General features: G+C 70.5%; 29 protein-coding genes. 20 read left to right on the top strand and 9 right to left on the bottom strand.

The genetic code is table 11. The features are described 5' to 3' along the window. Positions 1-28 precede the first annotated feature (28 nt). The 6 genes from IF22_RS0110575 to IF22_RS0110550 all read left to right on the top strand — a co-directional run bounded on the left by IF22_RS0110575 (position 29) and on the right by IF22_RS0110550 (position 6,460). Positions 29-1,468, top strand: coding sequence for a glycoside hydrolase family 43 protein (locus IF22_RS0110575; protein ID WP_030330754.1), 1,440 nt, complete (start codon positions 29-31; stop codon positions 1,466-1,468). Between the two features lie 29 nt (positions 1,469-1,497). Beyond that, the gene (locus tag IF22_RS0110570) at positions 1,498-2,970 is read left to right on the top strand and encodes an RICIN domain-containing protein (protein ID WP_036411157.1); all 1,473 of its coding nucleotides are present in this window, start codon (positions 1,498-1,500) and stop codon (positions 2,968-2,970) included. A gap of 130 nt (positions 2,971-3,100) precedes the next feature. After that, complete coding sequence (locus tag IF22_RS0110565) at positions 3,101-3,772, top strand: acetoacetate decarboxylase family protein (RefSeq protein WP_030330751.1); 672 nt, start codon at positions 3,101-3,103, stop codon at positions 3,770-3,772. Between the two features lie 245 nt (positions 3,773-4,017). Continuing rightward, positions 4,018-4,389: a hypothetical protein gene (locus tag IF22_RS0110560; protein WP_030330749.1), complete on the top strand. Its 372-nt coding sequence runs from the start codon at positions 4,018-4,020 to the stop codon at positions 4,387-4,389. 272 nt (positions 4,390-4,661) lie between these two features. Beyond that, positions 4,662-5,372: a ThuA domain-containing protein gene (locus IF22_RS0110555; protein WP_030330748.1), complete on the top strand. Its 711-nt coding sequence runs from the start codon at positions 4,662-4,664 to the stop codon at positions 5,370-5,372. Beyond that, complete coding sequence (locus IF22_RS0110550) at positions 5,342-6,460, top strand: Gfo/Idh/MocA family protein (RefSeq protein WP_030330746.1); 1,119 nt, start codon at positions 5,342-5,344, stop codon at positions 6,458-6,460. Before IF22_RS0110555 ends, IF22_RS0110550 begins: the two co-directional genes overlap by 31 nt. 131 nt (positions 6,461-6,591) lie before the next feature. Here IF22_RS0110550 and IF22_RS0110545 read toward each other — a convergent pair whose 3' ends face one another. Beyond that, on the bottom strand, positions 6,592-8,091 hold the full coding sequence (locus IF22_RS0110545) for an FAD-dependent oxidoreductase (protein WP_030330745.1): 1,500 nt from the start codon (positions 8,089-8,091) through the stop codon (positions 6,592-6,594). A 157-nt stretch (positions 8,092-8,248) separates the two neighbouring features. After that, positions 8,249-8,869: a TetR/AcrR family transcriptional regulator gene (locus tag IF22_RS0110540; RefSeq protein WP_030330743.1), complete on the bottom strand. Its 621-nt coding sequence runs from the start codon at positions 8,867-8,869 to the stop codon at positions 8,249-8,251. 143 nt (positions 8,870-9,012) lie between these two features. Here IF22_RS0110540 and IF22_RS0110535 point away from each other — a divergent pair, with 143 nt between their 5' ends. From IF22_RS0110535 to IF22_RS0110525, 3 genes are read left to right on the top strand one after another with little or no spacing between them, the layout of a single operon-like run. Next, a complete protein-coding gene (locus IF22_RS0110535) occupies positions 9,013-9,378 on the top strand; it encodes a DNA polymerase ligase N-terminal domain-containing protein (RefSeq protein ID WP_030330741.1) in 366 nt (121 codons plus the stop codon). A 39-nt stretch (positions 9,379-9,417) separates the two neighbouring features. Beyond that, entirely contained in the window at positions 9,418-9,681 is a 264-nt protein-coding gene (locus IF22_RS34950) for a hypothetical protein (protein WP_156057438.1), read from the top strand. An 11-nt stretch (positions 9,682-9,692) separates the two neighbouring features. After that, the gene (locus tag IF22_RS0110525) at positions 9,693-10,025 is read left to right on the top strand and encodes a TraR/DksA family transcriptional regulator (RefSeq protein ID WP_030330739.1); all 333 of its coding nucleotides are present in this window, start codon (positions 9,693-9,695) and stop codon (positions 10,023-10,025) included. Positions 10,026-10,172: 147 nt separating this feature from the next. Here the strand turns inward: IF22_RS0110525 and IF22_RS0110520 are convergent, their stop codons facing one another. Together IF22_RS0110520 and IF22_RS0110515 are read right to left on the bottom strand one after the other, a co-directional pair. Beyond that, the gene (locus IF22_RS0110520) at positions 10,173-10,952 is read right to left on the bottom strand and encodes an ABC transporter permease (RefSeq protein WP_051708303.1); all 780 of its coding nucleotides are present in this window, start codon (positions 10,950-10,952) and stop codon (positions 10,173-10,175) included. Positions 10,953-10,964: 12 nt separating this feature from the next. Further along, positions 10,965-12,062: an ABC transporter substrate-binding protein gene (locus IF22_RS0110515; RefSeq protein ID WP_245233591.1), complete on the bottom strand. Its 1,098-nt coding sequence runs from the start codon at positions 12,060-12,062 to the stop codon at positions 10,965-10,967. Between the two features lie 169 nt (positions 12,063-12,231). On the opposite strand from IF22_RS0110515, the gene IF22_RS0110510 reads away from it, so the two are divergent. The 11 genes from IF22_RS0110510 (at position 12,232) to IF22_RS0110460 (ending at position 21,709) form a co-directional block, all read left to right on the top strand. Further along, positions 12,232-13,167 carry a DUF6282 family protein gene (locus tag IF22_RS0110510; protein WP_030330734.1) on the top strand — a complete coding sequence of 312 codons (936 nt, stop codon included), beginning with the start codon at positions 12,232-12,234 and terminating at the stop codon, positions 13,165-13,167. After that, positions 13,164-13,880 carry a PIG-L deacetylase family protein gene (locus IF22_RS0110505; protein WP_030330732.1) on the top strand — a complete coding sequence of 239 codons (717 nt, stop codon included), beginning with the start codon at positions 13,164-13,166 and terminating at the stop codon, positions 13,878-13,880. The genes IF22_RS0110510 and IF22_RS0110505 overlap by 4 nt, the downstream gene beginning before the upstream one ends. Continuing rightward, the gene (locus tag IF22_RS0110500; protein ID WP_209444527.1) at positions 13,877-14,533 is read left to right on the top strand and encodes a 4-carboxy-4-hydroxy-2-oxoadipate aldolase/oxaloacetate decarboxylase; all 657 of its coding nucleotides are present in this window, start codon (positions 13,877-13,879) and stop codon (positions 14,531-14,533) included. The genes IF22_RS0110505 and IF22_RS0110500 overlap by 4 nt, the downstream gene beginning before the upstream one ends. Positions 14,534-14,695: 162 nt before the next feature. After that, entirely contained in the window at positions 14,696-15,739 is a 1,044-nt protein-coding gene (locus tag IF22_RS0110495) for an aromatic ring-hydroxylating dioxygenase subunit alpha (protein ID WP_030330729.1), read from the top strand. Continuing rightward, positions 15,736-15,954 carry a hypothetical protein gene (locus tag IF22_RS0110490; protein WP_030330728.1) on the top strand — a complete coding sequence of 73 codons (219 nt, stop codon included), beginning with the start codon at positions 15,736-15,738 and terminating at the stop codon, positions 15,952-15,954. The genes IF22_RS0110495 and IF22_RS0110490 overlap by 4 nt, the downstream gene beginning before the upstream one ends. Further along, positions 15,951-16,904, top strand: coding sequence for a PDR/VanB family oxidoreductase (locus IF22_RS0110485; RefSeq protein ID WP_307857729.1), 954 nt, complete (start codon positions 15,951-15,953; stop codon positions 16,902-16,904). Before IF22_RS0110490 ends, IF22_RS0110485 begins: the two co-directional genes overlap by 4 nt. A 30-nt stretch (positions 16,905-16,934) precedes the next feature. Beyond that, positions 16,935-17,696, top strand: coding sequence for an IclR family transcriptional regulator (locus tag IF22_RS0110480; RefSeq protein ID WP_030330725.1), 762 nt, complete (start codon positions 16,935-16,937; stop codon positions 17,694-17,696). A 113-nt stretch (positions 17,697-17,809) separates the two neighbouring features. Further along, on the top strand, positions 17,810-18,736 hold the full coding sequence (locus tag IF22_RS0110475; protein WP_030330720.1) for an SDR family oxidoreductase: 927 nt from the start codon (positions 17,810-17,812) through the stop codon (positions 18,734-18,736). 36 nt (positions 18,737-18,772) lie between these two features. After that, the gene (locus tag IF22_RS0110470) at positions 18,773-19,657 is read left to right on the top strand and encodes an amidohydrolase family protein (RefSeq protein ID WP_030330717.1); all 885 of its coding nucleotides are present in this window, start codon (positions 18,773-18,775) and stop codon (positions 19,655-19,657) included. Between the two features lie 19 nt (positions 19,658-19,676). Beyond that, the gene (locus tag IF22_RS0110465; protein WP_030330716.1) at positions 19,677-20,129 is read left to right on the top strand and encodes a MaoC family dehydratase; all 453 of its coding nucleotides are present in this window, start codon (positions 19,677-19,679) and stop codon (positions 20,127-20,129) included. A gap of 59 nt (positions 20,130-20,188) precedes the next feature. Beyond that, a complete protein-coding gene (locus IF22_RS0110460; protein ID WP_030330714.1) occupies positions 20,189-21,709 on the top strand; it encodes an acyl-CoA synthetase in 1,521 nt (506 codons plus the stop codon). Here the strand turns inward: IF22_RS0110460 and IF22_RS0110455 are convergent. From IF22_RS0110455 to IF22_RS0110435, 5 genes are all read right to left on the bottom strand, one after another. Then, complete coding sequence (locus IF22_RS0110455) at positions 21,633-22,520, bottom strand: PaaX family transcriptional regulator (RefSeq protein WP_036411154.1); 888 nt, start codon at positions 22,518-22,520, stop codon at positions 21,633-21,635. The genes IF22_RS0110460 and IF22_RS0110455 overlap by 77 nt on opposite strands. Positions 22,521-22,571: 51 nt before the next feature. Further along, positions 22,572-23,372, bottom strand: a complete 801-nt coding sequence (locus IF22_RS0110450; RefSeq protein ID WP_030330711.1) for an ABC transporter ATP-binding protein — start codon at positions 23,370-23,372, stop codon at positions 22,572-22,574. Then, positions 23,365-24,189 (bottom strand): ABC transporter permease, encoded by an 825-nt coding sequence (locus tag IF22_RS0110445; protein WP_030330709.1) that lies wholly within the window; start codon positions 24,187-24,189, stop codon positions 23,365-23,367. The genes IF22_RS0110450 and IF22_RS0110445 overlap by 8 nt, the downstream gene beginning before the upstream one ends. Continuing rightward, positions 24,186-24,986: an ABC transporter permease gene (locus IF22_RS0110440; protein ID WP_051708302.1), complete on the bottom strand. Its 801-nt coding sequence runs from the start codon at positions 24,984-24,986 to the stop codon at positions 24,186-24,188. Before IF22_RS0110440 ends, IF22_RS0110445 begins: the two co-directional genes overlap by 4 nt. Positions 24,987-25,058: 72 nt before the next feature. Further along, entirely contained in the window at positions 25,059-26,033 is a 975-nt protein-coding gene (locus IF22_RS0110435; RefSeq protein ID WP_030330705.1) for an ABC transporter substrate-binding protein, read from the bottom strand. Between the last annotated feature and the right edge of the window lie 89 nt (positions 26,034-26,122).

The raw sequence follows: 26,122 nt of genomic DNA, 5'->3' as shown, positions 1-26,122 counted from the left end.
TACGCCCCTGCGCGAAGGAGAAAGACACATGTCGAGAGTCCTCGCCCGGCTCTGCGCGGTCGCGGTGGCCGCGAGCCTGCTGTTCACCACCTGGTCAGCGGCGACACCGAAGGAGGCGGCAGCGCTCGACCCGACCGTCGGCTACCTGATGGCGCACTTCACCGGTGAGTCCTCGACCGACCAGCAGATCTACCTCGCCCACAGCACCGACGGCCTGCGCTGGACCGACCTCAACAACGGCGGGCTCGTGCTGCGGTCCACCGTCGGCACCCGGGGCGTGCGGGACCCGGCCCTGGTCCGCTCGCCGGCCGGCGACCGCTACTGGATCATCGCCACCGACCTGTGTATCGGCTGTGGTCAGGACTGGTCGACGGCGATCAACAACGGCAGCCGCAACCTCGTCGTGTGGGAGTCCACCGACCTGGTCAACTGGTCGACGCCGTGGCTGCTGAACGTCGCCGGTGCGATTCCGGACGGACGCAACGCCTGGGCCCCGGAGGCGATCTGGAACCCGGCCACCGGCGACTACGTCCTCTACTGGGCGACGAATGTCCCGCTCAACGGCGCGACCAAGCACCGCATCTACTACGCGCGTACGGCCAACTTCCGCAGCGTCACCACACCGCAGGTCTACATCAACCGGCCCGGGAACCAAGAGATCATCGACACCCAGATCGTCGAGGTGCCGGCCGGCGTCGGCGGCTACCGCTACGTCCGGGCCTCCCGCGACGGCCAGATCGCCATCGAAGGCAGCAACTCCATCCTCGGCACCTGGACCGCCCTCGGGAACCTCTCCGGCATCGGGCTGACCGGCGCACAGGTCGAGGGCCCGATGTGGATGAAGGTGAACAGCCGCAACGAGTGGGTGCTCTACCTCGACCAGTACGCCAGCGGACGCGGCTACCTGCCGGTGCTGACCACCGACCCGTCGAGTCCGGGCAGCTACCGACTGCCGGCGTCCGGCTCGTACGCCATGGGCGGCACCAAGAAGCGGCACGGTTCGATTCTGAACCTGACCGCCGCGGAACAGAGCCGGGTGCTCGCCCGCTGGCCCGCCACCGCTGTCAACCGGATCCAGTCGTACAACTTCCAGGATCGGTACGTGCGGCACTACGACTACGACGTCCGCATCGACCCGAACGTCAGCCCGGCGCAGGACGGCCAGTGGCGGCTGGTGCCCGGCCTGGTCGGCTCCGGCACGGTCGCCATCCAGTCGGTCAACTACCCGGGCTACTACCTGCGCCACTACGGGTTCGACTTCCGGTTGGAAGCCAACGACGGCAGTGCCGCCTTCGCCGCCGACGCCACCTTCCGCCAGGTCGCCGGCCTGGCCAACTCCTCGTGGACGTCGTTCCAGTCCTACAGCCACCCGGACCGCTACCTCCGGCACTACGCCTACCTGCTGCGGCTCGACCCGGTCACCGACGCGCAGAGCCGCGCCGACGCCACCTTCCGCGTGACCAGCTGACCCTGGTCCCTGTTCAAGGAGTTTCGACTGTGGCACCACATCGACGGGTGTTGTCCGCCCTGCTGGCCGCGCTGACCGTGCTGGTCGGCGTCGTGGTCGCGTCATCGCCGGCCACCGCGGCCACCAACCAGTTCCGAGGCATGAACTGGGCGGTTCTGGGTGACAACTTCAGCACCGGGCCGCTGGTCGTGCAGGGCCTGAGCTCGTCCGACAGCAACGCGACGGTGCGGGCCAAGGCCAACGCCCTCTACGACGACATGGCGTCCGCCATGGGCGTCAACACCGTCCGGCTGCCCATCAACACCCACACGGTGGGGACGGCGTGGTGGGAGGCGTACCGAGGTGCCATCGACGCCGCCACCGCCCGTGGATTCAAAGTCATCCTCGCCTACTGGGAGGACGGCGCGGCCTCCGGCGGCAGGATCACGAACCTCGCCGCCTGGAACGCGATGTGGTCCACCGTCACGAACACGTACGGCTCGAACACCAACGTCTACTTCGAGCCGATGAACGAACCGCACGGATACAGCTCTGCCGAGTGGCGCACCGTGGCGGCGAACTGGCTCAGCTACCACTATTCGGCGGTGCCCAGCCGGGTGCTGATCGGCGGCACCGGCTTCAGCCAGGACCTGCGCGACATCTGCAACGACAGCCGCTTCACCTCGACCCTGCTGTCCTTCCACCACTACGCCTTCTTCTACGGCGCGATGACCTACGACGCGTTCCGCAGCCACATCCAGACCCGCCTGGGCAACTGCGCCTCCCGTGCGGTCGCGACCGAGTTCGGCGCACCCATGAACGACGGCCGCAACTACGCCGACGCGGGAAGCACCGACAACTTCGTGCGCCACATCCGCGCCATGGCGCAGGTCATGCGGGACAACCAGATGGGTGGCACCTACTGGCCGGCGCTCGGCGGCAAGCCCGGCACCATCGGCTACGACTGGTACTCGATGTTCGCCCTCAGCGGCACCGGCACCGACCTCAACCTGAGCATCCGCAACACCTCCGGCGCGGACCAGATCCGGTACGCGTGGGGCGACACCATCGGCGGCGGCCCCACCACGCCTCCGCCGGCGACGGGAACGTTCTACCGGATCACCGCGCGGCACAGCGGCAAGGCCATGGACGTCCAGCAACCGAACACCGACAACGGCGCGCGCGTCGGCCAGTACACGTACGGCGGCAACGCGTGGCAGCAGTGGCAGTTCCAGGACGCCGGCAGTGGCTACTGGCGCATCATCAGCCGGCACAGCGGAAAGTGCCTCGATGTGGTGGGCGCGTCGACCGCCGACGGCGCCGAACTCATCCAGTACACCTGCGGCGGCGGCACCAACCAGCAGTTCCAGCTGGTCACCAACGGCGGCTACTTCCAACTGCGGGCACGACACAGCAACAAGTGCGTGGACGTACCGGCCGCGTCGACAGCGGACGGGGTGGTCCTCAAGCAGTACACGTGCAACACCGGCGCGAACCAGCAATGGTCGCGTACCACCGTCTGACGGTCGTCCGGACAGTGCGGACCGGTCCGCGCCGCGGACCGGTTCCATGTCGGCAATCCGTCGTTGTCCGGGCGTCGGGCGGCTCCGTAGCGTCGCGGCTACGGAACGCTGCCCGGCGGAAGGACCCCTGATGACCGAACTCGTCGCTCCGCAGCTCGTCGTGAACAGCAGAATGATCTACTTCGGTTGGCTGCCGGCCGACCCCGACGCGGTGGCCGCCCTGGTGCCCGACGGGCTCACGCCGGCACCGAACCGCCAGGTCTTCATGAACCAGTACGTCGTCGACGAGGCCGGGCAGACCTCCGGCTTCGGCGCGTACTCCCTGACGTACATCGGGCCGGACCTCGCCGGGGTCGACGCTCCCGACGGGGTCACGCCCGGTCGCTGGTGGACGCACTACGTCAACTCCAGCCCCGACGTGCGGGCGTACGCTGCCGCCCGGGGCGTGCCGGCGACCCCGGGCAAGACCACCATCGAGGTACGCGGGCATCGGCTGGTCGCCACCACCGAGGCGGACGGCGTACCCGTGATCAGGACGACGGCTCGCGTCGGGCGTACCGGCGACGCCGTCAACCGGGGCCAGCTGCGCTACCTCACCCGGCTGGACGGCCGGCTGCTCAGCGGCAACTACCCGTTCGTGGCGGAGCCGGTCGACCCGTTCGCCGTTGAGTCGCTGGAGTTCCTCGAACCCGACCACCCGGTGTACGCGCTGCGCCCGGCCGACCCGCTGGAGATCGTCTGGGGCTTCTACTCACCGCGCGCGTCGTTCGCCTATCCGGGCGGCGAGTCGGTGCTCGACTGACCCCGTCGCCTCGCTCGTCCCGCACGGCCCGCCCTGCGTCGTCCGGTACCGCCTGCGCGTTGCCGGACCCGGCTCGGGCGTGACACCGGCCCGCCTGACCGTTCACTGCCTGGCCTGTTGCCATTCATGATCCGGAGTGGGTCGCGATGCCATGATCCACACGGCCCACACCAAGATCGGTTGTGGGCCGTGTGGCGATCCGATGACGACGGGGCGCTCTGGCGCCAACAGGGAGGGTCACGAACATGAGCAAGAGTGCGCTGGTCAAGAGGGTGGGTGTTGCCACGGCCGTGGCCGCCGCCCTCACCGTCACGATGGCGCAGCCGGCCTTCGCGGCAGCCTCGATCTCGCACCACCAGACGCAGGCGCAGGCAGACAACAACCCGGGAAGCGGGACCGCCTGGGTGTGGGTGTACTCCGGCAAGGAGCGCGAGGCGACCGGTGGCACGGTCGAGTACCAGTTGACGAACGGCGGCAGCGGCTCGCTGCAGGTCGGCCGGGGCCAGAGCGCATCGAAGGACCCGGGCAGCAAGATCAGGGCATTCCGTGCCTGCACCAACTACTACGTCGACGGCTATGACTTCACGGCCTGCTCCAGCTGGGCCTACTTCAGCTGACCGCCCCGCTGCCGGGTCGTGAGCACGTGGCGTCCCGGCAACGCCGTGGCGGTCCAATCCGGCGGGACCGGCACCTCTGTGCCGGTCCCGTACCCATGTCGCCGGTGGCCCGCGTATGCAGACCGTGCACAGTGGAATTCGAAGGCCGACGGACGGCGGTTTGTCGGCGACCACGGGTACGGTGAGGTGCTCGACGCGCACGGGCATCGGCGGTGCGCCGCCGGGGCGGGAGCGGCCAGCCCGGTGGTGACGGACCGTGGGAGGGAGCGAGAGTGACGCAGCAGAGGGCACTGGTGGTTCGCGGCGGGTGGGAGGGGCACCAGCCGGTCAAGGCGACCGAGTTGTTCCTCCCCTTCCTCGAACGCAGCGGCTATGCCGTGCGGGTCGAGGAGTCGACGGAGGTCTACGCCGATGCCGCCGCGATGGCCGAGACGGACCTCGTCGTGCAGTGCATGACGATGTCGCAGATCACCGCGGAGCAGGTGGCGGGTCTCAGCGCGGCGGTCGTCGCCGGCACGGGCTTCACCGGCTGGCACGGCGGCATCGTGGACTCGTTCCGCGCGTCCTCGGAATACCTGCACCTGGTGGGCGGCCAGTTCGCCACCCATCCGGGCCTGGAGCCGTGTGAACGTCACGGCGGCCCGGAGGACAACTTCCTGCCGCACACGGTGCGCGTCACCGACCTCGGCCGGGAACACCCGATCACCGCGGGGATCGAGGACTTCGACCTCGTCACCGAGCAGTACTGGGTGCTGCACGACGACCTCATCGACGTACTGGCCGAGACCACCCACCCGACCCAGGCCTGGCATCCATGGCACCGGCCGGTCACCTCGCCCGCGATCTGGACCCGGCTCTGGGGTGCCGGGCGCGTCGTCGTGACGACCCCGGGGCACAGCCTGGACGTGCTGGAGCACCCGAGCGTTCGTACCGTCATCGAGAGGGGGATGCTGTGGGCGACCCGCACCGCGTCGGCGTCGTAGGTCTCGGGGTCATCTCCCACGTCTACCTGGACACACTCGCGGACCACCCCGAGGTGAGCATCGTCGCGGTGGCCGATCTCGACGCCGCCCGGTCGGCTGCGGTCGCCGCCACCATCCCCGGCGCCGAGGCGATGAGCGTCGAGCGTCTGCTGGCCCGCCCGGACGTGCAGACGGTGCTCAACCTGACCATCCCCGCAGCGCACGCCGACATCTCGCTGGGCACGATCGAGGCGGGCAAGAACGTGTACGTCGAGAAGCCGCTCGCCGTGACCTTCCCGGACGGGCGCTCGACCATCGAGCGGGCCGCGTCGGCAGGCGTCCGCGTCGGGTGCGCGCCGGACACCGTCCTCGGCACCGGCACGCAGACGGCACGGGCGGCGATCGACGCCGGGCTGATCGGGCGCCCGATGTCCGCGTCGGCCGTCATGGTCACCCCGGGGCACGAACGCTGGCACCCCAACCCCGACTTCTACTACGCACCGGGTGGCGGCCCGATGCTGGACATGGGGCCGTACTACGTCTCGGCGCTCATCCACCTGCTCGGGCCGGTCCGCGCGGTGACCGGAGCCGCCAGCCGCCTGCGCGCCGAGCGCGTCATCGGCTCGGGCCCGCGCGCCGGCCAGCGGATCCCGGTCGGGGTGGACACCCACCTCACCGGCGTGCTCGAACACGTCAACGGTGCGCTCTCCACGATCACGACGAGCTTCGACGGCGTCCAGACGACGGCCGCACCGATCGAGGTGCACGGGGAGGCGGGCACGCTCGCCGTGCCCGACCCGAACTACTTCGACGGCGAGGTCCGCCTCTTCGCCCTCGGCGACACCGAATGGCGCGCTCTGGAACCACGGGCCGGTTACGCCGACGGATCCCGGGGCATCGGTCTGATCGACCTGGTCAGGGCCGACGATCAGCGTCCGCCGCGCGCTGGCGGCGACGTCGCGCTGCACGTCCTCGAAACGATGACCAGCCTGCTCCGGTCGGCGGCGGAAGGCCAGCGGATCGAGCTGAGCACGATGCCGGAGCGGCCCGCTGCGGTTCCGCTCACTCCGGTCGAGCAGTGGAAGGCGCACCACGCGTACGGACACTGAACGGGAGCCTGGCAGGGGCACGAGCGGCGACGGCCGAAGCCGAGGCGGTCGGCGCGCGCCCGGCCGGGTCGGCGCGGGCTCAGCCGGGTCGGCGCGGACCGGCAGGGTGCGCTGGTGGCCGTGCCCGGTGGTCATCGTGCGTTGCCGAAGTGGTGGGCCAGCGCGGCGCGCAGCGTGTCGACGTTCCCGGCGGACCAGGCGATGAAGCAGTCGGGGCGCACGAGCAACGCGGCGGCGGTCGTGCCCTCCAGTTGCCCGGTGACCACGTCGACGCGGTCCCGCCAGGGCGCGGCGACGTCCGCGTAGGCGCCGGTGGAGTCCAGCAGCAGTGGCCGGGCGGTGCGGGTCAGCTCCGCGAGGCGCATCGGCCCGTGGTCGCCGTGCACGATCACGTCGGGGGCGCAACGACCGGCCAACGGGTCGGCGGGGTCGGCGGGGTAGTGGATGTCCGCGCCGGACATCAGCGCGGCGATGTGCCCGGTCACCTCCGGCTTGCGCAGCAGTTCGGCGAAGAGTTCCCGCAGGCCGGTGATCTCGTCGCCGGGGCCGATGAGCGCCGACTGCGCCTGAGTGGACATCACGACCCGTTCGGCGACGGGGCGACGCTCCGTCTCGTACGTGTCGAGCAGGCCCTGCGGCGCCCAGCCGCGCACGGTGGCGGCGAGTTTCCAACCCAGGTTGACCGCGTCCTGCAGGCCGAGGTTGAGGCCGGGGCCGCCGATCGCGGGGTGTACGTGCGCGGCGTCACCGACCAGCAACACCCGGCCGGCGCGGTAGCGGGCGGCGATGCGGGTGTTGCGGCCGGTCAACCGTCGCAGCAGGCCGGGGCCGTCAGGCGCGTCGAGGGGAATGTCGGCGCCGAGCACCCGGGCGACGCTGGCCCGCAGCTCCGCCAGGTCCATCGGGGTCTCGTCGTCCGTCGGTGTGTCGGGCCACTCCGTCGTGCTCAGGATCGCCGGGCGGCCGGGAAACGGGGCCCAGGCGATCAGGCCACGGGCGGTGCGGGTGTGCTGGAACGGTGGGACGACGCCGTAGCCGGGGACGCGCAGACCGCCCGTCTGGGGGTCGACTGATGACGCGGGCACGGTCACCGTGGCGGTGCGGGAGACCGACCGGTCGTTGGTGACACCGGGAAAGTCGATGCCGGCCAGACGGCGTACCGCGCTGCGGCCACCGTCAGCGCCGACGAGGAAACGGCAGCTGAGCCGCGTACCGTCGGCGAGGTCGACCTCGACCCCGTCGGGGCGTTGGTGGAGGTCGACGACCTCGTGGCCGCGGCGCAGGTCGACGCCGAGTTCGACGGCCCGGGCGGCGAGGGCGGCCTCGAGCTGGGCCTGCGGCACCCCGAGCACGTAGTGCGGGTTCTCCGCGAGCACCGTGAGGTCAAGCGGGAACGCGCCGAAGGTGAAGGCGGGTTGGGGGACCGGCGGGGTGCTCTCACCGCTGAGCCGCGCGTAGAGGCCGCGCCGGTCGAGCAGGCGGACGACCTGGCCCACGAGGCCGTTGGCGCGAGCTTCGCCGGTGGGCGCGGCGTGGCGTTCGAGGACGACGGGGCGCACGCCGGCGAGGGCCAGTTCACAGGCGAGCATGAGGCCGTTGGGGCCGGCCCCGACGATGACGACATCGATCATGACGATGATCCCTTCGGGGTGCGCGTCATCACCACGGCAGGCGCGGCACGTGGCCGGCCCGCCGCGGAGGTGTGACGCGGCTTGTGGCGTGGGTGAGGTGGGGCCCTGGACGACGGGCGGCTCAGTGCGACGGGGCGGCTCAGTGCGACGGGGCGGCTCAGTGCGACGGGGCGGGGAGGCCGGCGGCGACCTGGGTGAAGGCGTCGGTGATGAGGTGTTCGATCGGGGTGGGTGGGTCGGCGCTGTCCAGATAGTGCTGCATGGCAACGGCGACGGCTGCGCTGGCGGCGGCCGCGACGAGCCGCGGATACATGTCGGTGGCGAGGTCGGTGGCGGTTCGCTCGGCGACCGCGGCGGCAAGCTCGGCCTCGGCGACCGCTGTGGCGCGCAGCCGTTCGCCCTGCAACGCGGGCTCGGCGAGCATGGTGCGGACACCGGCGACCCACTGCGCGTGGTCGGGGGAGGGCATCGCCTCGACCTCGGGGCCGCGGGTGAACTGCTCCAGCGCGGCCTGGGTGAGCGCAACCCAGAGCGGCTCGTCGGCGGGACGTTCCCGCAGCGCGGCGGCGGTGCGCAGGCTGCGGTCGAGGTGACGCGAGGCGATCGCCTCGGCCTTGCTGGAGAAGTAGTTGTTGAAGGTGCGTGGGGAGACGCCGACCGCCTCGGCGATGTCCTCGACGCGGACGTTGTCGTAGCCGCGCTCCGCGGTGAGGTGGATCGCCGCCCAGCCAAGCGCCGCCCGTGTCTCGGCCTTCTTGCGTTCCCGCAGCCCCGTCATGCCACCACGTTAGCACTAGTTGCGCGTCACGCAAATATGCGTGCCACGCAAAATTCCTGAACCGCAGGCGTTCCGCTCACCCGGGGCCCGCGAGGTGCTCGCGTCGGCCGGCGGGACGGCCGTCCGGCGCCGAGAATGGGGCAGTGGCACCCGCCTTCGTCCTGCACGACCACCGCAAACCGCGACCGCACTTCGACCTGCGGCTCGAGGAGGACGGCGTGCTGCGCTCGTGGGCGGTGCCCCGCGGTCTGCCGGACAACCCCGGCGACAACCGGCTCGCGATCGCCGTGCCCGACCACGATCTCGATCACCTCACCTACGAGGACGTCGACAAGTCGATCGCCGACATCGGCACCTGGGAGGAGCACGATCGCACCGACCGCCGGATGCTGTTCACCCTGCACGGCCGCACCGGCAGCCGGCGATACGCGTTGATCCGCACCGGCGAGGGGTGGCTGCTCCACCTGACGAAGCAGCAGCCTCCGGACGATCTTGAGGCATCGCCGTAGACGTTGGCTTTACCGCAGACACCAATCTATGGTGGGGGCATGCCGTCGGTGACCTTCCGCTCGCCCGCCGCCACCATGGTGGCGGTGAGCGGTGCTGTCCGCGTGCCGACGGTCACACGCCGCAAGGCCGACATGCGGGTGCCGGTTGTCCGCGCGCCGCACACCGCGCTCGCCGACAGGATGTCGAGCCCGGTGCGAACCGGTCGAGGCCCACCCGCGCAGTCGTTGCACACCCAGAACGACCGCCAGGGCGAAGCTATCCAAGCTTCGGCCCTTTTTGTTTTCCCGTCCATTTCCCTTTGAAGGGGCAGACCATGAGTGTCGATCATCCTCGCACCATCGATCAGACCTGGCTCGCCGACATGCGAGCGTCCCTGACGGACGACTTCGCCGCCCAGACGGCCCGGCTGCGGGAACTGACCGAGCTCAACGCCGACACCGGCGACCCGGGCGAGGCCCACAACCAGGCCGCGCTGCTGGCCGCCACCCGTCAGACCATCGAGCAGATCACCGGTGCGCTGAGCCGCATCAGCGACGGCACCTACGGTGCCTGCCAGAGGTGCCACCGGAGCATCCCGACCGAGCGGCTCGAGATTCTCCCGCACGCCCGCTTCTGCGTGCCGTGCCAGGAGAAGCAGAACAGGTGAGGCCCGGTGTGGCTGCCGCGCCGCCGGCACGGCAGCCACACCATCCCGTGCGAGAGAGCCACGACCGTCATCCCGCGCACCGCGCGGCATCTCGGTCCCGGTGCCAAAGCAGCCGCTACGAACGCCACAGAGCCTGACAACGCGCTACTACGACGAGATCGCCCGTGCCCACGGGGCGAGGAGGCGTTCGAGGCCGGCCATCAGGTAGAAGAGCAGCGCGCCCATCAGCGCGAGCAGGGTCAGCGCCGCGAACGCGAGTGGAGTGTCGGCGGACTGGCCGGAACTGGCGATCACCGAGCCGAGGCCGGCCTCGGGGTTGATCACCTCGCCGATGGTCGCGCCGATGATGGCCAGCGAGGTCGCGACCTTCAGTCCGACGAAGACCTGCGGGAGGGCCCACGGGAGTCGTACCTTCACGAAGGTCTGCCACCACGAGGCGGAGAGGGATCGGGCGAGTTCGCCGAGTTCGTTCGGGGTCGAAGTCAGCCCAGCCATGGTCGAGACCAGGATCGGAAAGAAGCAGAGCAGCACAACCATCACGACTTTGGTTTCGTAGCCGAACCCGATCCAGACCAGGAGCAGCGGTGCGAGCGCCACCTTCGGCACCGCGTTGATTCCGGCGATCATGGGGAGGGCCATCCGCTCGACCGTCCGGGAGGCGGCGAGCATGACGGCGAGCAGGAGCCCACCCACGGCCGCGATCCCGAACCCGATGACGGTCTCCAGGAAGGTGACCATCGTCTGCTCTGCAAGGTAGCCAGGGAGCCGGACGAACGCGTCGACCACGTCCGGGGGTGCCGGCAGGAAGAACGGCTCGATGTCGAAGGCCCAGGTGGCCAGCCACCAGAGCGCGATCGCCAGCACCGCACCGAGCGCGGGCAGCCCGACGTGGGGCCAGCGTTGTGACAGCGGGAGGCGGTCAGGCACGATGATCTTCCGTCAGGACTTCTTCACGAACCTCAGGTCGACGATCTCCTCCGGGGTCAAGCCGGGCGGAATCAGGTCGGCGCCCTGTAGGACGGTGATTGTCTGGGCCACCTGCTTCTCATCCATGAAGCCGATCGGGGCGCCTGACGCGGGGCGAACGTGCGGGGACATCGCCTCGATCTCGCCCTTGCCCGCCGCCACGGCATAGGTGGGCTTCACCTTGTTGAGGATCGCCGCGGCCTCGTCCGGGTGCTCGATGCTGTACTGGAGCCCCTTGAGCACCGCGTCGGTGAATCGCTGCACCAGGTCGGGGTCTTTTTCGATGAGCGAGGGAGTGGTGATGATCGCGTTGCCGAAAAGGTCCCGCAGATAGTCGCTGTAGGGCAGCACCACCACCTCCTTCTTGGAGGCGGCCTGTAGCGCGTTGCGGCTGAGCAGGAAGGTACCCAGCGCGTCGACCTTCCGGCTGGCCATGAGTCCATTGAGCGCCGTGGCCTGGACGCCCTCGATCTTCACCGTCTTCGGGTCGAACCCGGCCAGCCGGGCGTAGGCCGGGAAGAGCAGCTCGGTCACCGACCCGGCGCCGGTCGCCATCGTCTTGCCCTGCAGGTCCTTCGGGGTGGTGATGTTGGTGTCCGCGGTGGTCATCACCGAGATCAGCGTCTGTTGGTGCACGGCGGCGATGGCCCGCCAGTCAGTGAACTCGCCCTTGCCCGCCTGAATCACGGCACCGGTGAAGTCGAGCGCACCGAACTGGACCTGACCGGACTTGAGGGCCGTCAGGTTCTGCTGATTGCCAGCGCCCTCTTTGATGTCGACTTCAATGCCGGCCTCGGCGAAGTAGCCCTTCTCCTTCGCCACCCAGGCGAACGCGTCCCGACCTACAGCGCCGAAGGCGGTGATGTAGGCGACCCTGTCGGTCTCCTCGCCGGTCGGGTCGCCACTGGCGTCATCGGAACCGCTGCAACCGGTCACGCCAAGGGCCGCGGCGAGCAACGTCACTACCAGGGCGCGAGAGCGCTTGACCATGTGCTGCCTCCAGCTTGAGAGTCTCGGAGAAGGCGCCGGCGCGCCATGCCGACAAAGACCGCACGGGCCGGGGCTGTCCACATTGCTCTTCCCGATGAATGATCGTAGATGATGATCGCTATGACTGTCACCGGACCGGTTCCCGGATTCCTTTCCCTGGGCTCTGCGAAGGAGTCATTTCTGCAGTTACAGCGCTGTCAACAATGGACAGTCGGTCCGGGAAAGCCGCGAGAACCTTCGAAGGAGCACGATGTCTGACCACCCTGCCCCGTCCGCCCGGGCCCGCGCCCTGGTCCGCGGTGCCTACGACACGCACGTCCACGTGGCCCCTGACGTCATGGCGCGGCGGATCGACGATGTCGATCTGGCGTACCGGTGTGCCGAGGTCGGGCTCGCCGGTTTCGTCCTCAAGTCCCATTACGTGGCCACGGCCGAGCGGGCGGCCGTCGTCCGCAAAGTGGTCCCCGGCGTCGACACGCTCGGCGCGATCACTCTCAACGGCGCCATGGGCGGCATCAACCCGGTCGCCGTTGAGGTCGCGGCACGGCAGGGCGCGCGCATCGTCTGGATGCCGACGGTGGACTCCGGAAACCAGCGGCGTAACACCGCCGCCGACCTGCCGGGTGCCACGCCGGCGATGTGGGGGGCGTTCCAAGCCGATCTGCACAGCCAGGGCATCGTGCCGGAGCCGGTCGAGGTCGTCGACGACGAAGGGCGCGTTCTCGAGCGGGTACGCCAGGTGCTGCGGGTGATAGCCCGGCACGACATCACACTCGCCACCGGACACCTGAGTGGCGACGAGATCGTCGCCGTCGTCCGGGCCGCCCGCGAAGAGCGCGTACGCCGGATCGTGGTCACCCATCCCGAGTTCACGTCCCAGCGGCTGCCGGCCGAGCAGCAGCGGGAGTTGGCCGAGGCGGGTGCCCTGTTGGAACGCTGCTTCACCACCCCGCACTCGGGCAAGGTCGCCTGGCTGGAGCTGTTCGCCACCATCCGGGCGGTCGGCACGGCGCACTCCGTCCTCTCCAGCGACCTCGGGCAACCCTTCAACCCGCCGGTCGAGGACGGTCTGGCGCTCTTCGCCGACCGCCTGCTCGACGCCGGCTTCACCGATGAGGAGATTCACGTCATGGCTGTGGTCAACTCCCGTCGTCTGGCGATGCCCAAGGCGACGGTGCCAGCATGAGCGCGCGGCGACTGCTTGTGGTGGGTGCTCACTCGGCCGACTTCGTCTGGAGGGCCGCGGGGGCGATCGCCAAACACACAATGGCGGGTGGTGAGGCTGTCGTGCTGGCACTCTCCTACGGAGAACGGGGCGAGTCCGGCGAGCTCTGGAAAGACCCGAACCAGACGGTGGAGAACGTCAAGCGGCTGCGGCACGCGGAGGCGGAGCGCGCTGCCGCCATGGTCGGCGCCCGCCTGGAGACGTTCGATCTCGGCGACTACCCGTTGCGGATCAGGGACGAGGACATCGACCGCCTGGCCGCGCTGATGCGGGAGTACGCGCCGCACGTGGTGGTCACCCACCCGGACCGCGATCCCTTCAACCCGGATCACCCGGTGGCGCACACCGCAGTGGCGACCGCCCGGCAGCTCACCGCGGGAGCCGGGGTGTCCAGCGGCTTCCGGACCGCCCCGCCCTCGGAGTTCCTGGTCTTCGAACCGCACCAGCCCGAGCTGTGTGGGTTCGTCCCCACCGTCTTCGTCGACATCACCGATGTGATGGCGGCCAAGCAGGAGGCGATGGCGTCGATGGGCGCCCAGGGCTACCTGCGCGACTACTACACGCAGCGGGCCGATCAGCGTGGTAACCACGCCCGCCGGGTGACCGGCGACCCCGGCATTCGGCAGGCCGAGGCGTTCCAGCGATTGATCCCGAACGTGGTGGGGGCTCTGTGAGCGAGTTTCGTGACGTGGCGGTCGTCGGACCGGGTGTGATCGAGACATTGGCTGCCGGCGGGGTGGCGACCGTCTACGAGGCTGCCGGCAGGTCTGGCCTGCTCGACGTCGACCTTGTCCAGATCGTTCCGGGCACTCGGGTCGCCGGTGTGGCCCGGACCGTCCGCTGCGGTCAGGACGACAACCGGGCCGTGCACGAGGCGATGACGCTGGTGCGCCCCGGCGACGTGCTCGTGCTCACCATGCCCGAGCCCGCCCCGGTAGCCCTGATCGGTGAGCTGCTGGCCAGCCAGGCCAAGGTCGCTGGCGCGGCGGGCCTGCTGGTGGACGCGGCGGTACGCGACCTGGATGAGCTCCGGGAACTCGGGCTGCCGATCTGGGCCCGATGGCAACGGGTCCGAGGCGCGACCAAGCGGGCGCGGGGCTCGCTCGACGTCGCGGTCCACGTGGGTGGGACGACCGTCAACCCGGGAGACGTGGTGGTGCTCGACGCCGACGGTGCCGTGGTCGTAGCGCGGGAGAGTGCGGCCGAGGTGGCCGCCGCGACGCGGAGTCGGATCGAGAAGGAGACGCGGCTGCGGGCCCGGCTGGATGCCGGTGAGTTCAGCTACGACCTACACGGAATGCGGGCGCAGGACGAGGCCGCCGGGTGAGCAGGAGCGCCGATCGTCGGGCGCCGAGCAGCGGCAGTTGCAGAAGTCCGGCGAGGGCTGAGCGCTTCGGCTTTCACCCAGTGAAAGCGCCAGTCCCCACCGTGGGCACCACACGCGATGATGCGACTCCATCGACGTCCGTGCGCATGGAGGTCCGGTCGCATGGCATTCGCGCGTAACCAGTGGTATGTGGCGGCCTACGGCAGTGAGGTGGGGCACAGCCTGCTCGCCCGCACGGTGCTCGGTGAGCCGCTGGTGCTGTACCGCACCGGTGCCGGGAAGGCGGTGGCGCTCGCCGATCGGTGCGTGCACCGGCGCTTCCCGCTCTCGGAGAGCCGGCTCGACGGCGACACGATCGTCTGCGGCTACCACGGCTTCACCTACGACCCGAGCGGTGCGTGCGTCTTCGTACCCGGTCAACAGCGCATCCCCCGCACCGCGCGGGTGGTCTCGTTCCCGGTGGTGGAACAGGACTCCTTCATCTGGGTCTGGATCGGCGACCTGGACCGGGCCGACCCGGCCGCGATTCCCCGCGCACCCTGGCTCGCCGACCCGCGCTACGCGGTGGTGCGGGGCATGGCGCCGCTGAACGCGCGGTACAGCCTGCTGGTGGACAACCTCCTGGACCTGTCCCACGAGACCTACCTGCACGGCGGCTACATCGGCACACCGGAGGTGGCGAACACCCCGATCACCACCGAGGTGGACGAGGACCGGGCGATCGTCTACGTCAGCCGGCACATGGACGACGCCGAGTGCCCGCCGTTCTACGCGCGCTCGACCGGCATCCAGGGCCGGATCACCCGGTGGCAGGACATCGAATACCACCCACCCTGCCTCTACCTCCTGCACAGCCGCATCGCGCCGCAGGGTGTCTATCCGCCCGCCGAGGGCGAGGACAGCGAGGCGTTCCACGCCGAGATCGTGTACGCCATCACCCCGTCGACGGAGCACACCACCTATGACTTCTGGGCGGTGGCGCGCGACTTCGCCATCGACGACGAGTCGGTCAGTGAGTACCTGCACCACAGCAACCACACGGTGGTCATGCAGGACGTGACCGCGCTCAACATCCTGGAGCAGGTGCTCGTGACCGAGCCGGACCGGTACCAGGAGTTGAGCATCAACATCGACACCGGTGGCCTGGCCGCCCGGCGGCTGCTGGCCCGGATGGTCGGGTCGGGGACGGTGGGAGCGGCGCGGTGACGTCCCGGGCCGGCACGCTCACCGGGGAGCGGGTCTACCGGATCCACTGGGTGCCCGGCACCGACACCCTGCGCGGGATCTGCCACTGTGGTGCCGAGCGCCTCGCCGAGGAACCGGTCGAGTTGTGGGAGTGGCTGCTCGCCCACCCGCAGGGCCACCAGGGCCCGGCCGTGCCGGTGCCCGGCCCGCCGAGGCGGCTGGCGATGCGCGGGTGACAGTGGACGCGCTGACCGGAGTGGAACTGGTGGTCGCCGGACGCGATCAGGTGGCCGCCGACGTGGTGGCGCTGCGCCTGTGTCGTGCCGACGGCGGTGAGCTGCCCGAGTGGACGCCCGGCGCGCACATCGACCTGGAGTTGGGCGGCGGACTGGCCCGTCAGTACTCCCTCTGTGGCGACCCGGCGGACCGGTCCGTGCTGCGGATCGCGGTGCGGCGCGACCCGGACGGACGCGGCGGCTCCCGGCTGGTGCACGAGCGGCTCACCGTCGGCGCGACCGTCCGGGTGAGCGGACCCCGCAACACCTTCCCCCTGGTCCCGGCGCGGCGGTACCTCTTCGTCGCCGGTGGCATCGGCATCACCCCCCTCGCGCCGATGGTCGCCGCCGCCGACGCCGCGGGCGCGGACTGGCGGCTGGTGTACGGGGGACGCACCCGCGCCACCATGGCCTTCGCCACCACCCTGCGGGAGAAGTACGGCGACCGGGTGAGCCTGCACCCGCAGGACGAGACCGGGTTGCTCGACCTGGCCGGGTTGCTGGGCCGGCCCGGCACCGGGCTCGTCTACTGCTGTGGGCCGGAACCACTGATCACCGCGGTGGAGGAGCTGTGCCGCGGTTGGCCTCCCGGCTGCCTGCACGTCGAGCGGTTCACCGCGCGGGGCGACACCGGCGCGCCGGACACCACGATCGAGGTCGAACTCGCGCTCTCCGGGCGGACGGTGACGGTGCCGCCGGGCACGCCGATCCTGCGGGCGGTGGAGGAGGCCGGCGTGCAGGTCCTCTCGTCCTGCCGGGAGGGCACCTGCGGTACCTGCGAGACCCCGGTGCTCGCCGGCGTGCCGGAGCATCGCGACAGCCTGCTCACCGCGCAGGAGCGGGCCGCTGGCGACACCATGATGATCTGCGTGTCCCGGGCCCGTACGCCCCGACTCGTGCTGGAGCTGTGAGCGCCCGGCGTGGGCGGGGATGATGACGGGGTGCGCGCAGAGCCGGGGCGGTCGGTGACGAGCAAGGTGCTGGCGCTGCTCGACGCGTTCAGCCCGGCTACTCCGGCGTTGACCCTGAGCGAGTTGGCGCGGCGCACCGGGATGCCACTGCCCACCGTGTACCGGCGGGCCGCGGAGCTGGTCGCGTGGGGGGCGCTGGAGCGCGGCGACGACGGCCGGTACCGGATCGGTCTGCGGCTGTGGGAGGTGGGTTCGCTCGCTCCGCGGGGCCTGGGGCTGCGGGAGCTGGCCCTGCCGGTGATGGAGGACCTGTACGAGGTGACCCACGAGAACGTCCAGTTGGCCGTGCGGCAGGGCCTCGAACTCGTCTTCATCGAACGGATCGCCGGGCGGCACGCGGTGCCCGTGCTCACCCGGGTGGGGGGTCGCTTCGCGTTGCACGCCACCGGGGTCGGGTTGGTCCTGCTCGCCCACGCGCCCGCCGAGGTGCAGGAGCAGGTGCTGGCCGCGCCGCTGGAGCGGTACACCGAACTGACCATCACCGACCCTCGGCGGCTGCGCCGCTGCCTCGCCGAGGTGCGCCGGGCCGGGTACGCGGTCAGCGACCGTCAGGTCACCATGGACGCCCTGTCGGTGGCCGCGCCGATCCGCGTACCGGAGGGTGTGGTGGCGGCGATCTCACTGGTGGTCGCCCACGACCGAGCCGACCCGGTGGCGCTGGCCCCGCTGGTACAGGCCGCCGGCCGGGTGGTCTCCCGGGCGCTGAACAACGCCACCGGCCCTGCCGTCTGATGTAGACAGACTGCAAATCGTTGACGCCCGGTCAAATTCTGCATTACGTTGCCGGTGCGCGTGTTACTCCCCACCTTCGTGCGCGGATCGGCATCGACGAAAGGGAGCACCTCATGGCACTGGACGGCAAAGTCGCCATCGTCACCGGCGCCGGGCGGGGTCTCGGCCTCGCCTACGCGCAGGAGTTGGCGCGCCGCGGCGCCTCGGTCGTGGTCAACGACGTCGACGCCGAGGCCACCGCCGAGGCCGTGGCGGCGATCGAGGCGTCCGGCGGCCGGGCCGTCGCGGTGGTCGCACCGGTCGGCCCGACCGAGACCGCGAAGGAACTCGTCAGCACGGCCGTCGAGCGCTTCGGTCGGCTGGACATCCTCGTCACCAACGCCGGCGTGCTGCGCGACACGGTGCTGTGGAAGATGAGCGACGACGACTTCGACACCGTCATCAACGTGCACCTGCGTGGCACGTTCACCACTGTGCGTGAGGCGGTGCGGCACATGCGGCAGGCCGGCGAGGGCGGGCGGATCATCTGCGTCGGGTCACCCACCGGGCAGCGGGGCACCTTCGGCCAGACCAACTACGCCGCCGCCAAGGCGGGCATCGTCGGCATGGTCCGTACCTGGGCGCTCGAACTCCAGCGGGCCGGCATCACCGCCAACACCGTCGTACCGGTCGCGGCGACAACGATGACCGCCACCGTCCCCTACTTCGCCGCGGCGGTGCGGGCCGAGGCGAACGGCGAGCCGATGCCCGCGTTCTTCCGGCACGAGCTGGGGTTCGGCACGGCGGACGACGCGGCCGGGCTCGTCGCGTTCCTCGGCTCCGACGCGGCGGCCTCGGTGACCGGGCAGGTGATCGGGGTCGGCGGCGACCGCCTGCAGATCTGGACCCACCCCGAGGCCGCGCTGACCGCGCACCGCGAGGGCGGCTGGACGTACGACGCGCTCGTGCAGGCCTGGCCGACGACGTTCGCGGGTGCCGCGCAGAGCGTCGGTGAACGCTTCCCGAAACTCCCCGAGGAGTTCGAGCCCCCGACGTCCTGACCGGCCCGAACAGCCCCGCCGACGGAGGGTGGCCCGATGTACCAGTCCGCGATCGACCTCGACGACGTCACGGCGATCGACATGCACGTGCACATCGAGGTCGACGACCACGGGCACACCTCACTGCCCGAGCCGCTCGTGGCGGCGGCGTCGGCGTACTTCAAGACGGACGGCCCACGGCCCGCTGTCGACGCGGTGGCACAGTACTACCGCGAGCGGCGGATGGTGGCCGTCGTCTTCACAGTGGACGCGCGTACGCAACTGAAGCACCAGCCGCTGTCGAGCACCGCCATCGCCCGCGCGGCGGCCGAGCACGCCGACGTGCTCATCCCGTTCGGGTCGGTCGACCCGCGCACCGGGGGAGCGGCAGTCGAGCTCGCCGACCGGCTGATCCGGGAGGAGGGGGTCCGGGGCTTCAAGTTCCACCCCACGGTGCAGGGCTTCGATCCCCGCCACGACGAGTACGCGCCACTGTGGGGCCTGCTGGAGCGGGCGGGGGTCCCGGCGCTCTTCCACACCGGGCAGACCGGCATCGGCGCGGGTACGCCGGGCGGTCACGGTCTGCGGCTCGGCCTGTCGAATCCGATGCTGCTCGACCCGATCGCCGCCGACTTCCCCGACCTGCAGATCATCATGGCGCACCCGTCGGTGCCCTGGCAGGACGAGGCGTTGTCGGTGGCCACGCACAAGCACAACACCTGGATCGACCTGTCCGGCTGGAGCCCGAAGTACTTCCCGGCCGAGTTGGTGCGCTACGCGAACTCGCTGTTGAAGCGACGGGTGCTCTTCGGCACCGACTACCCGATGCTCACCCCCGACCGGTGGCTGCGCGACGTGCAGAGCACCGACCTCAAGCCGGACGTGCTCCCGGGCATCCTGAAGGACAACGCGGCCCGACTGCTGGGCCTTGCCGCCCGGTGACGACGAGAGGACACATGCCATGACGATGACCATCACCTACGACCGGCTCGGCGACCTCGCCGGCACCGACCTCGGTCACACCGGCTACCGCACCGTCACGCAGGACCAGGTGGACCTCTTCGCCGACGCGACCGACGACCACCAGTGGATCCACGTCGACCCGGAACGGGCGAAGACCGGCCCGTTCGGCGCGCCGATCGCGCACGGCTTCCTCACCCTCTCGCTGGCGGTGCCCTTCTGGACCGAGTTGCTCGAGGTCAAGGGTGTGACCACGAAGGTGAACTACGGCCTCGACAAGGTGCGTTTCCCCGCACCGGTGGTGGTCGGGGCGCGGGTGCGGATGCGGGCCACCGTCGCCGAGGTGGTCGAGGTTCCCGGCGGCTACCAGCTCACTGTCGACCAGACGATCGAGATCGCGGGCGGGAGCAAGCCGGCGGTCGTCGCGCGAGGGCTGTACCGCTTCTACGCCTGAGCCCGGGGGGCGACCGTCGAGCCGGGCGAGCACACCACCTCCACCCCCGGGAGAAGATGATGCAGCAGCACGGAATCGGCGCCTGGGTGGCCAGGCGCCGGCTCAAGTCCCCGGACCAGATCGCGATCATCCACGACCGTTCGCCGCTGACCTACGGGCAGTTCGCCGACGCCACGGACCGGATCTCGGCGGTGCTGCGGGAGCGGGGCGTCGGCAAGGGCGACCCCGTCGCCTACCTGGGCGAGAACAGCCCCGAACTGCTCGAGGTGATGTTCGCGGCGGCCCAGGTCGGTGCCGTCTTCGTGCCGATCAACACGCGGCTCGCCGTCCCCGAGATCGCCTACGTCCTCGCCGACTGCGGCGCGCGGGTGCTGATCCACGACCCGGACTTCGCGGTGCCGGTGGCCGCCGCCGTGTCGGCCGCCCGGACCCCGTACGTCATCGTCAACGGCGACGGCACCGCGGACCGACCCGGGCTGGCGTACCTGACCCGGGCGGCCGCCGGCCTCACCGACCATGCCGACACCACCCACGAGGATCCGGCGGCGATCGTCTACACCTCGGGCACGACCGGCCGGGCCAAGGGCGCGGTGCTGACCCACGGCAACCTCACCTGGGTGGCGCTCAACTGCGTGGTCGACTACGACGTCGTCTCCACCGACGTCGCGCTCATGATCTCGCCGCTGTTCCACGTCGCCTCGCTCGGGATGGGCGCCCTGCCGGTGATCCTCAAGGGCGCCACGATGGTCATCGAGAAGGGCTTCGAGCCGGGGCGCGCGCTCGCGCAGATCGAGCGGTACGGGGTCACCATGCTCAGCGGCGTACCCACCACCTACCAGCTGATGGCCGACCACCCCGCCTGGGCGTCGACCGACCTGTCGACGTTGACGAAGCTCACCTGCGGAGGTTCGGCGGTGCCGGCCAGGATCCTCAACGCGTACGAGGCGCGGGGTCTGTCGTTCTCGCAGGGTTACGGCATGACCGAGGCCGCGCCGGGGGCCACCGCGCTGCCGCCGGCGATGACCCGCGTCAAGCAGGGCAGTGTCGGCCTGCCGCACTTCTTCACCGACGTGCGGATCACCGACGCGGCCGGCGCGGTGGTGCCCACCGGCGTCGTCGGTGAGATCGAGGTCGCCGGACCCAACGTCTTCCCCGGCTACCACGGGCTCGCGGAGGCGACCGCCGAGGCGTTCACCGCCGACGGGTGGTTCCGCTCCGGCGACCTCGGCCACCTGGACGCCGACGGCTACCTCTACATCACCGGCCGCCTCAAGGACATGATCATTTCGGGGGGCGAGAACATCTACCCGCTCGAACTCGAGCAACTGCTCACCGAGGTCGACGGGGTCACCTCGGCGGCGGTCATCGGCGTACCGGACGAGCGTTGGGGCGAGGTGCCGTGGGCGATAGTGACGGTCCGGGAGGGCGCGTCAGTGGACACCGCCACCATCCGGGCTCACCTCGACGGCAGGATCGCGCGCTACAAGCTGCCGAAGAACGTCGTCATCGTGGACGAGCTGCCGCGGACGGCGTCGGGGAAGGTGCGGAAGGCCGATCTGCGGGCCCGATTCGGCGCCTAGCCGCGGGCCGGGCCGCGACGAGGTCGGCGAACTCCGCCGCGGACGCCCCGGCCAGCTTCTCGTGCATCCGGCGGTAGGTCTCCACCGACCTGGTGGCGGGCCACTGCGCGTCCATGAACTCGGCGGGCAGCCTCGGGTCGGCGCGCAGCAGCGCAAGCCAGTCCGCCACCAGCATCGTCCGTACGGTGAGGGCGCTCGGCGCCAGCGTCGCCGCGGACGGGTCGTCCCACACGTCGATGAAGGCGAGGTGGGCGCGCCGGATCGCCTCGATGTCCCACGCCGCGCGGACGCTCTCGCCGATCGGGAACCCGGCGAGTTCGCGGGCGTGGAAGGCGACCACGGTGTTGGGTGCGAGGTCCTGGCGCAGCGGCTCCAACGACCCGGCGAGGTCGACCTCGCCGGGCGCGAGCCAGAGCCCGTCGCGGATCGGCGCGAAGCCCTCCCAGGTGAGGGTGGAGCGCAGCCGGTGCCGCAGCATCCGCTGGCCCTCCGGGATCGAAAAGGTGACCAGGGTCCAGCCGCTGCCCTGCGGGTCGAACGGCCGGGGGCCGCGAACGCGGTCCTTCGCCTCGCGCAACACCGCCGCGCCGTGTTCGGTCAGCGAGAACAGCGTCTCCCGGCCGCTGCGGCTACGGGCGAGGATGCCGCTGTGCACGAGCCGGTCGAGGGTCGCGCGGGTGGCCGGCGCGGCCACGTCCGCACCCTCCAGCACGGTGATCAGGACGCTCGCCCGGATCGGCCCGGTGTCACCGTCGACGACGTGCTCGCCGAAGAAGGCGAGCAACAACTGCTTCGGCTGACGACTACCCACAGCCCTTCCCTTCGGCGAACTCGTTGACCTGGCCGTCGGTCACGGCGCGGATCACGGGGCCACCGCCTGCCCGCGCTTGGCCCGCTGGATCTGGTCGTAGACGTGCGTCCGCAGTTGCGTGAAACGGGGCAGGGCGCGGGTCGTGATCTGATCGCGCTCCGGTGGCAGGTCGATCGCGAGGTCCTCCTGGACCCAGGTCGGCGACGTGGACAATACTAGAACCCGCTGACCGAGATACACCGACTCGTCGATGTCGTGGGTGACGAAGACAACTGAGATGCTGCGGCTGGCGTGCAGCTCCCGCACCAGGTCCTCCAGGTCGGCCCGGGTCTGCGCGTCCACAGCGGCGAACGGTTCATCCATGATCAGGACGTCGGGCTGGTAGGCGATCGCCCGCGCGATCGCGACCCGCTGTTGCATCCCCCCGGAGAGCTGCCACGGGTGGCTGCGTGCGGCGTGCGCGAGGCCCACCGCCTCAAGGGCGTCGACGACCAGCCTGCTCCGGGCGGCGCGGGTCAGCTTCTTGTGCCGCAACGGAAGCTCGACGTTGCCGCGCACGGTGAGCCAGGGGTAGAGGCTGCGTCCGTACTCCTGGAACACGACGGCCATCGCCGGGCTGGGCCCGGTCACCGGCGCGCCGTCCATCTCGACCACGCCGCTGGTGGGCCGCAGCAGGCCGGCCAGGCACTTCAGCAGGGTGGTCTTGCCGCACCCGGACGGCCCGACGACGCAGATGAGCTCGCCGGCGTCCATCGTGAAACTGATGTCCCCGATCGCCTCGACGTCGCCGGTCGCGGACTCGTAGACCTTCCGCAGGTGCTCCACCCGCAGCAGGGTGCGCCGGTCAGACACGGTTGACCTCCCTGATTCCGTGGTACCAGCGCAGCACGCGCCGTTCGACGAGACCGAAAGCGACGGCGAGGAAGACGCCGACGAGACCGAGCAGGAGGATGCCGCTCCACATCTCGGCGATCAGGTAGTTGCGCTGGAAGTAGGCGATCCGGTAGCCGAGGCCGGACGACGAGGCGAACATCTCGGAGATGACCATCAGGATCAGCGCCACCGAGAGGGCCTGGCGGACCCCGGCCATGATCCGTGGGCTGGCGGCCGGGAGCACCAGGAACCAGAGCCGCTCCCACCAGGAGACCTGGAACGATCTCGCGGTCTCCTTCATGACGCTGTCAGTGCCCCGGACACCCTCGATGGTGTTCAACAGGATCGGCCACACCGCGCCGGAGACGATCACGACCACCTTCATGGTGTCCGTGATCCCGAGCAGGAGCATGGCCACCGGGATCAGCACCGGTGGCGGGATGGCCCGGAGGAACTCCAGCAACGGTTCGAGGAGGTCCCGCAACCACTGGGTCAGGCCGATGACGGTGCCGGCGGCGATGCCGACCACGATCGACGCGGCGATGCCGAGGCCGAGGCGGGTGAGGCTCGGCAGCACGTCCTCGACGAACGCCGGCCCGACCCAGGTTTGCCGGAAGGCCTCGGCGATCGTCAGCGGGTCGGGGAAGAACGTGCTCGTCGCCCTCGTCGCCACCACACCCCAGAGCACCAGGAGCAGAATCGGCAGCCCCAGCGGGTAGGCGAGGCCCGCCGCGATCCGGGAGCCGACCGTCCGACCACGCCGCGTGGCGGCGATCCGCCCGGTGTACGCGGTCACAACGGCTCCTCCCCTCGTACTGACTGGTGCCACGACAGCACCCGACGCTCGACGAACCGGAAGACGATGTTCACCGTGAGGCCGAGCAGGCCGGTGACCACGACCAGCGCGTACAGGCCGGGGGCGTCGCCGGCGGACCGGGACAGTTCGATCATGCGCCCGAGGCCGGGGTTGCCGATCACCATCTCCGCGGTGATGGCGAGGATGAGCGCGACCGCCGCCGCGAGCCGCAGCCCGGTCATGAGGTACGGCAGGGTGGTCGGCAGGACCAGGTGCGAGAGTTGCTCCCGCCGGGTCAGGCCGAAACTGCGGGCGGTGTCGCGGGCCACCGCGTCGACGTCGGCGACACCGTAGATCACCTGCACGAACACCTGCCAGAACGACGCGTAGATGATGATGACGAGGGCCGCCTGCCGCTGGATGCCGAACATCAGCACGGCGAGCGGGATGAGGGCGACCGACGGGATCGGCCGCAGGAACTCGACCATCGTGTGGGTCGCGCGCCGCAGGAAGGGCACCAGCCCGACGACGGTGCCGAGGACGACGGCGGCGATTGTCGCCACCGTCAGGCCGATCGCCCAGGACGTCATGGTGCTGCCCAGCCGCCGCCAGAACGCGAGGTCGACGAGCTGCTCGAACAGCCGCGCCAGCACGTCCGTCACGTACGGCAGGTACAACGGGTTGATCAGGCCCAACGTCGGGATCAGTTGCCAGATGAGGAGGAAGCCGGTCAGGCCGACGACGCCCAGCATCGCCCTGCGCAACGCGCGCAGTCGTCGGGTGGAGGGAACGCGCATGTCACTCCCGTCGTCAGGCGGTGCGGCGAGGCCCTCCCCGCGCCGGGGCCGGGGAGGGCGGGATCGCGCCGGCTACTGCTGCTGGATGAGACGGTCGAGGTTGGGTTGCTTGTCGAGCACCTTGTACTTCAGGGCGAGTTCGGCGAGCGTCTGCAGGCTCTGCCGGTCGACGTCCCAACCGAACTCCGGCAGCCGCACCGAGTCGGCCACCGGTGGCGGCAGCTCCAGGTTGTCCTTGATGGCCTGCCGCAGCGCCGCCTCGTTGGCGGGGTCCTTGGCCCACTCCAGCGTCTTCTTCATCGCCGCCGTGAAGTCCTCGACCAGCTTGGCGTCCTTCTCGGTGCGTTCCTTGGTGGTGATGGTGGTGAGCGTGGTCAGGCCGGGCACCACCGCCTGGTAGGGCGCGACGACGAAGGTGTCGCCGCGGCCCTTGAGCTGCGTGACGAACGGCTCCGGCACCCAGGCGGCGTCGATGTTTCCGGATTCGAGTTGGGCCGGGGCGTCCGGGAACGCGACCTCGACGAACTTGATCGTCGACGGATCGCCGCCGTCCTTCTCGACCGCCGCCATGATCGTCACGTCGCCGGCGGCGCCCAGGCTGTTGACCGAGACCCGTTTGCCGGCGAGGTCGGCCGGCCGCTTGATGCCGGACTTCGCCGAGGCCACCACGGCGTTGATGTCGTCGCCGTCGGCGTACGAGGAGGCGTAGTTGCCGATGATGACGACACCGAGGTCGCGCAGGTCGGCCCGGAACGGGCCGAACGGCTGGCCGATCGCGAAGTCGATGTCGCCGTTCATGAGCGCGGGAATGGCCTGCGCGCCGCCCTGGGCGGGCAGCACCTCGACCTGGAGGCCGCGTTCGGCGAAGAGGCCCGCCTTGATGCCACCCCACAGCGCGGCGGTCTCGGTGATGGGCAGCGCCGCGACCCGGACCGGGCGCAGGTCGCCGGAGTCCTGATCGGACGGTGTGGACGCGTCGGAGTCGGTACATCCGGTGAGGGCGATCGCGGTAGCAGCGATCAGCCCGAGAGCCATGACCTTCTTCATTGACGAGGCCCTTCCTGGGCGGGGGTGGTGGGTGCGTCGGAAGTCGGCGGATGCCTCGGATCTGCAGGTGAACTACCGCTGCGTGGGGG

It is taken from the genome of Micromonospora parva, assembly GCF_000718515.1.
In the GTDB taxonomy this organism is placed as follows: domain Bacteria; phylum Actinomycetota; class Actinomycetes; order Mycobacteriales; family Micromonosporaceae; genus Micromonospora; species Micromonospora parva.
The sequence above is the reverse complement of the archived record's forward strand: the minus strand, read 5'-3'. Positions and strand labels throughout refer to the sequence as shown.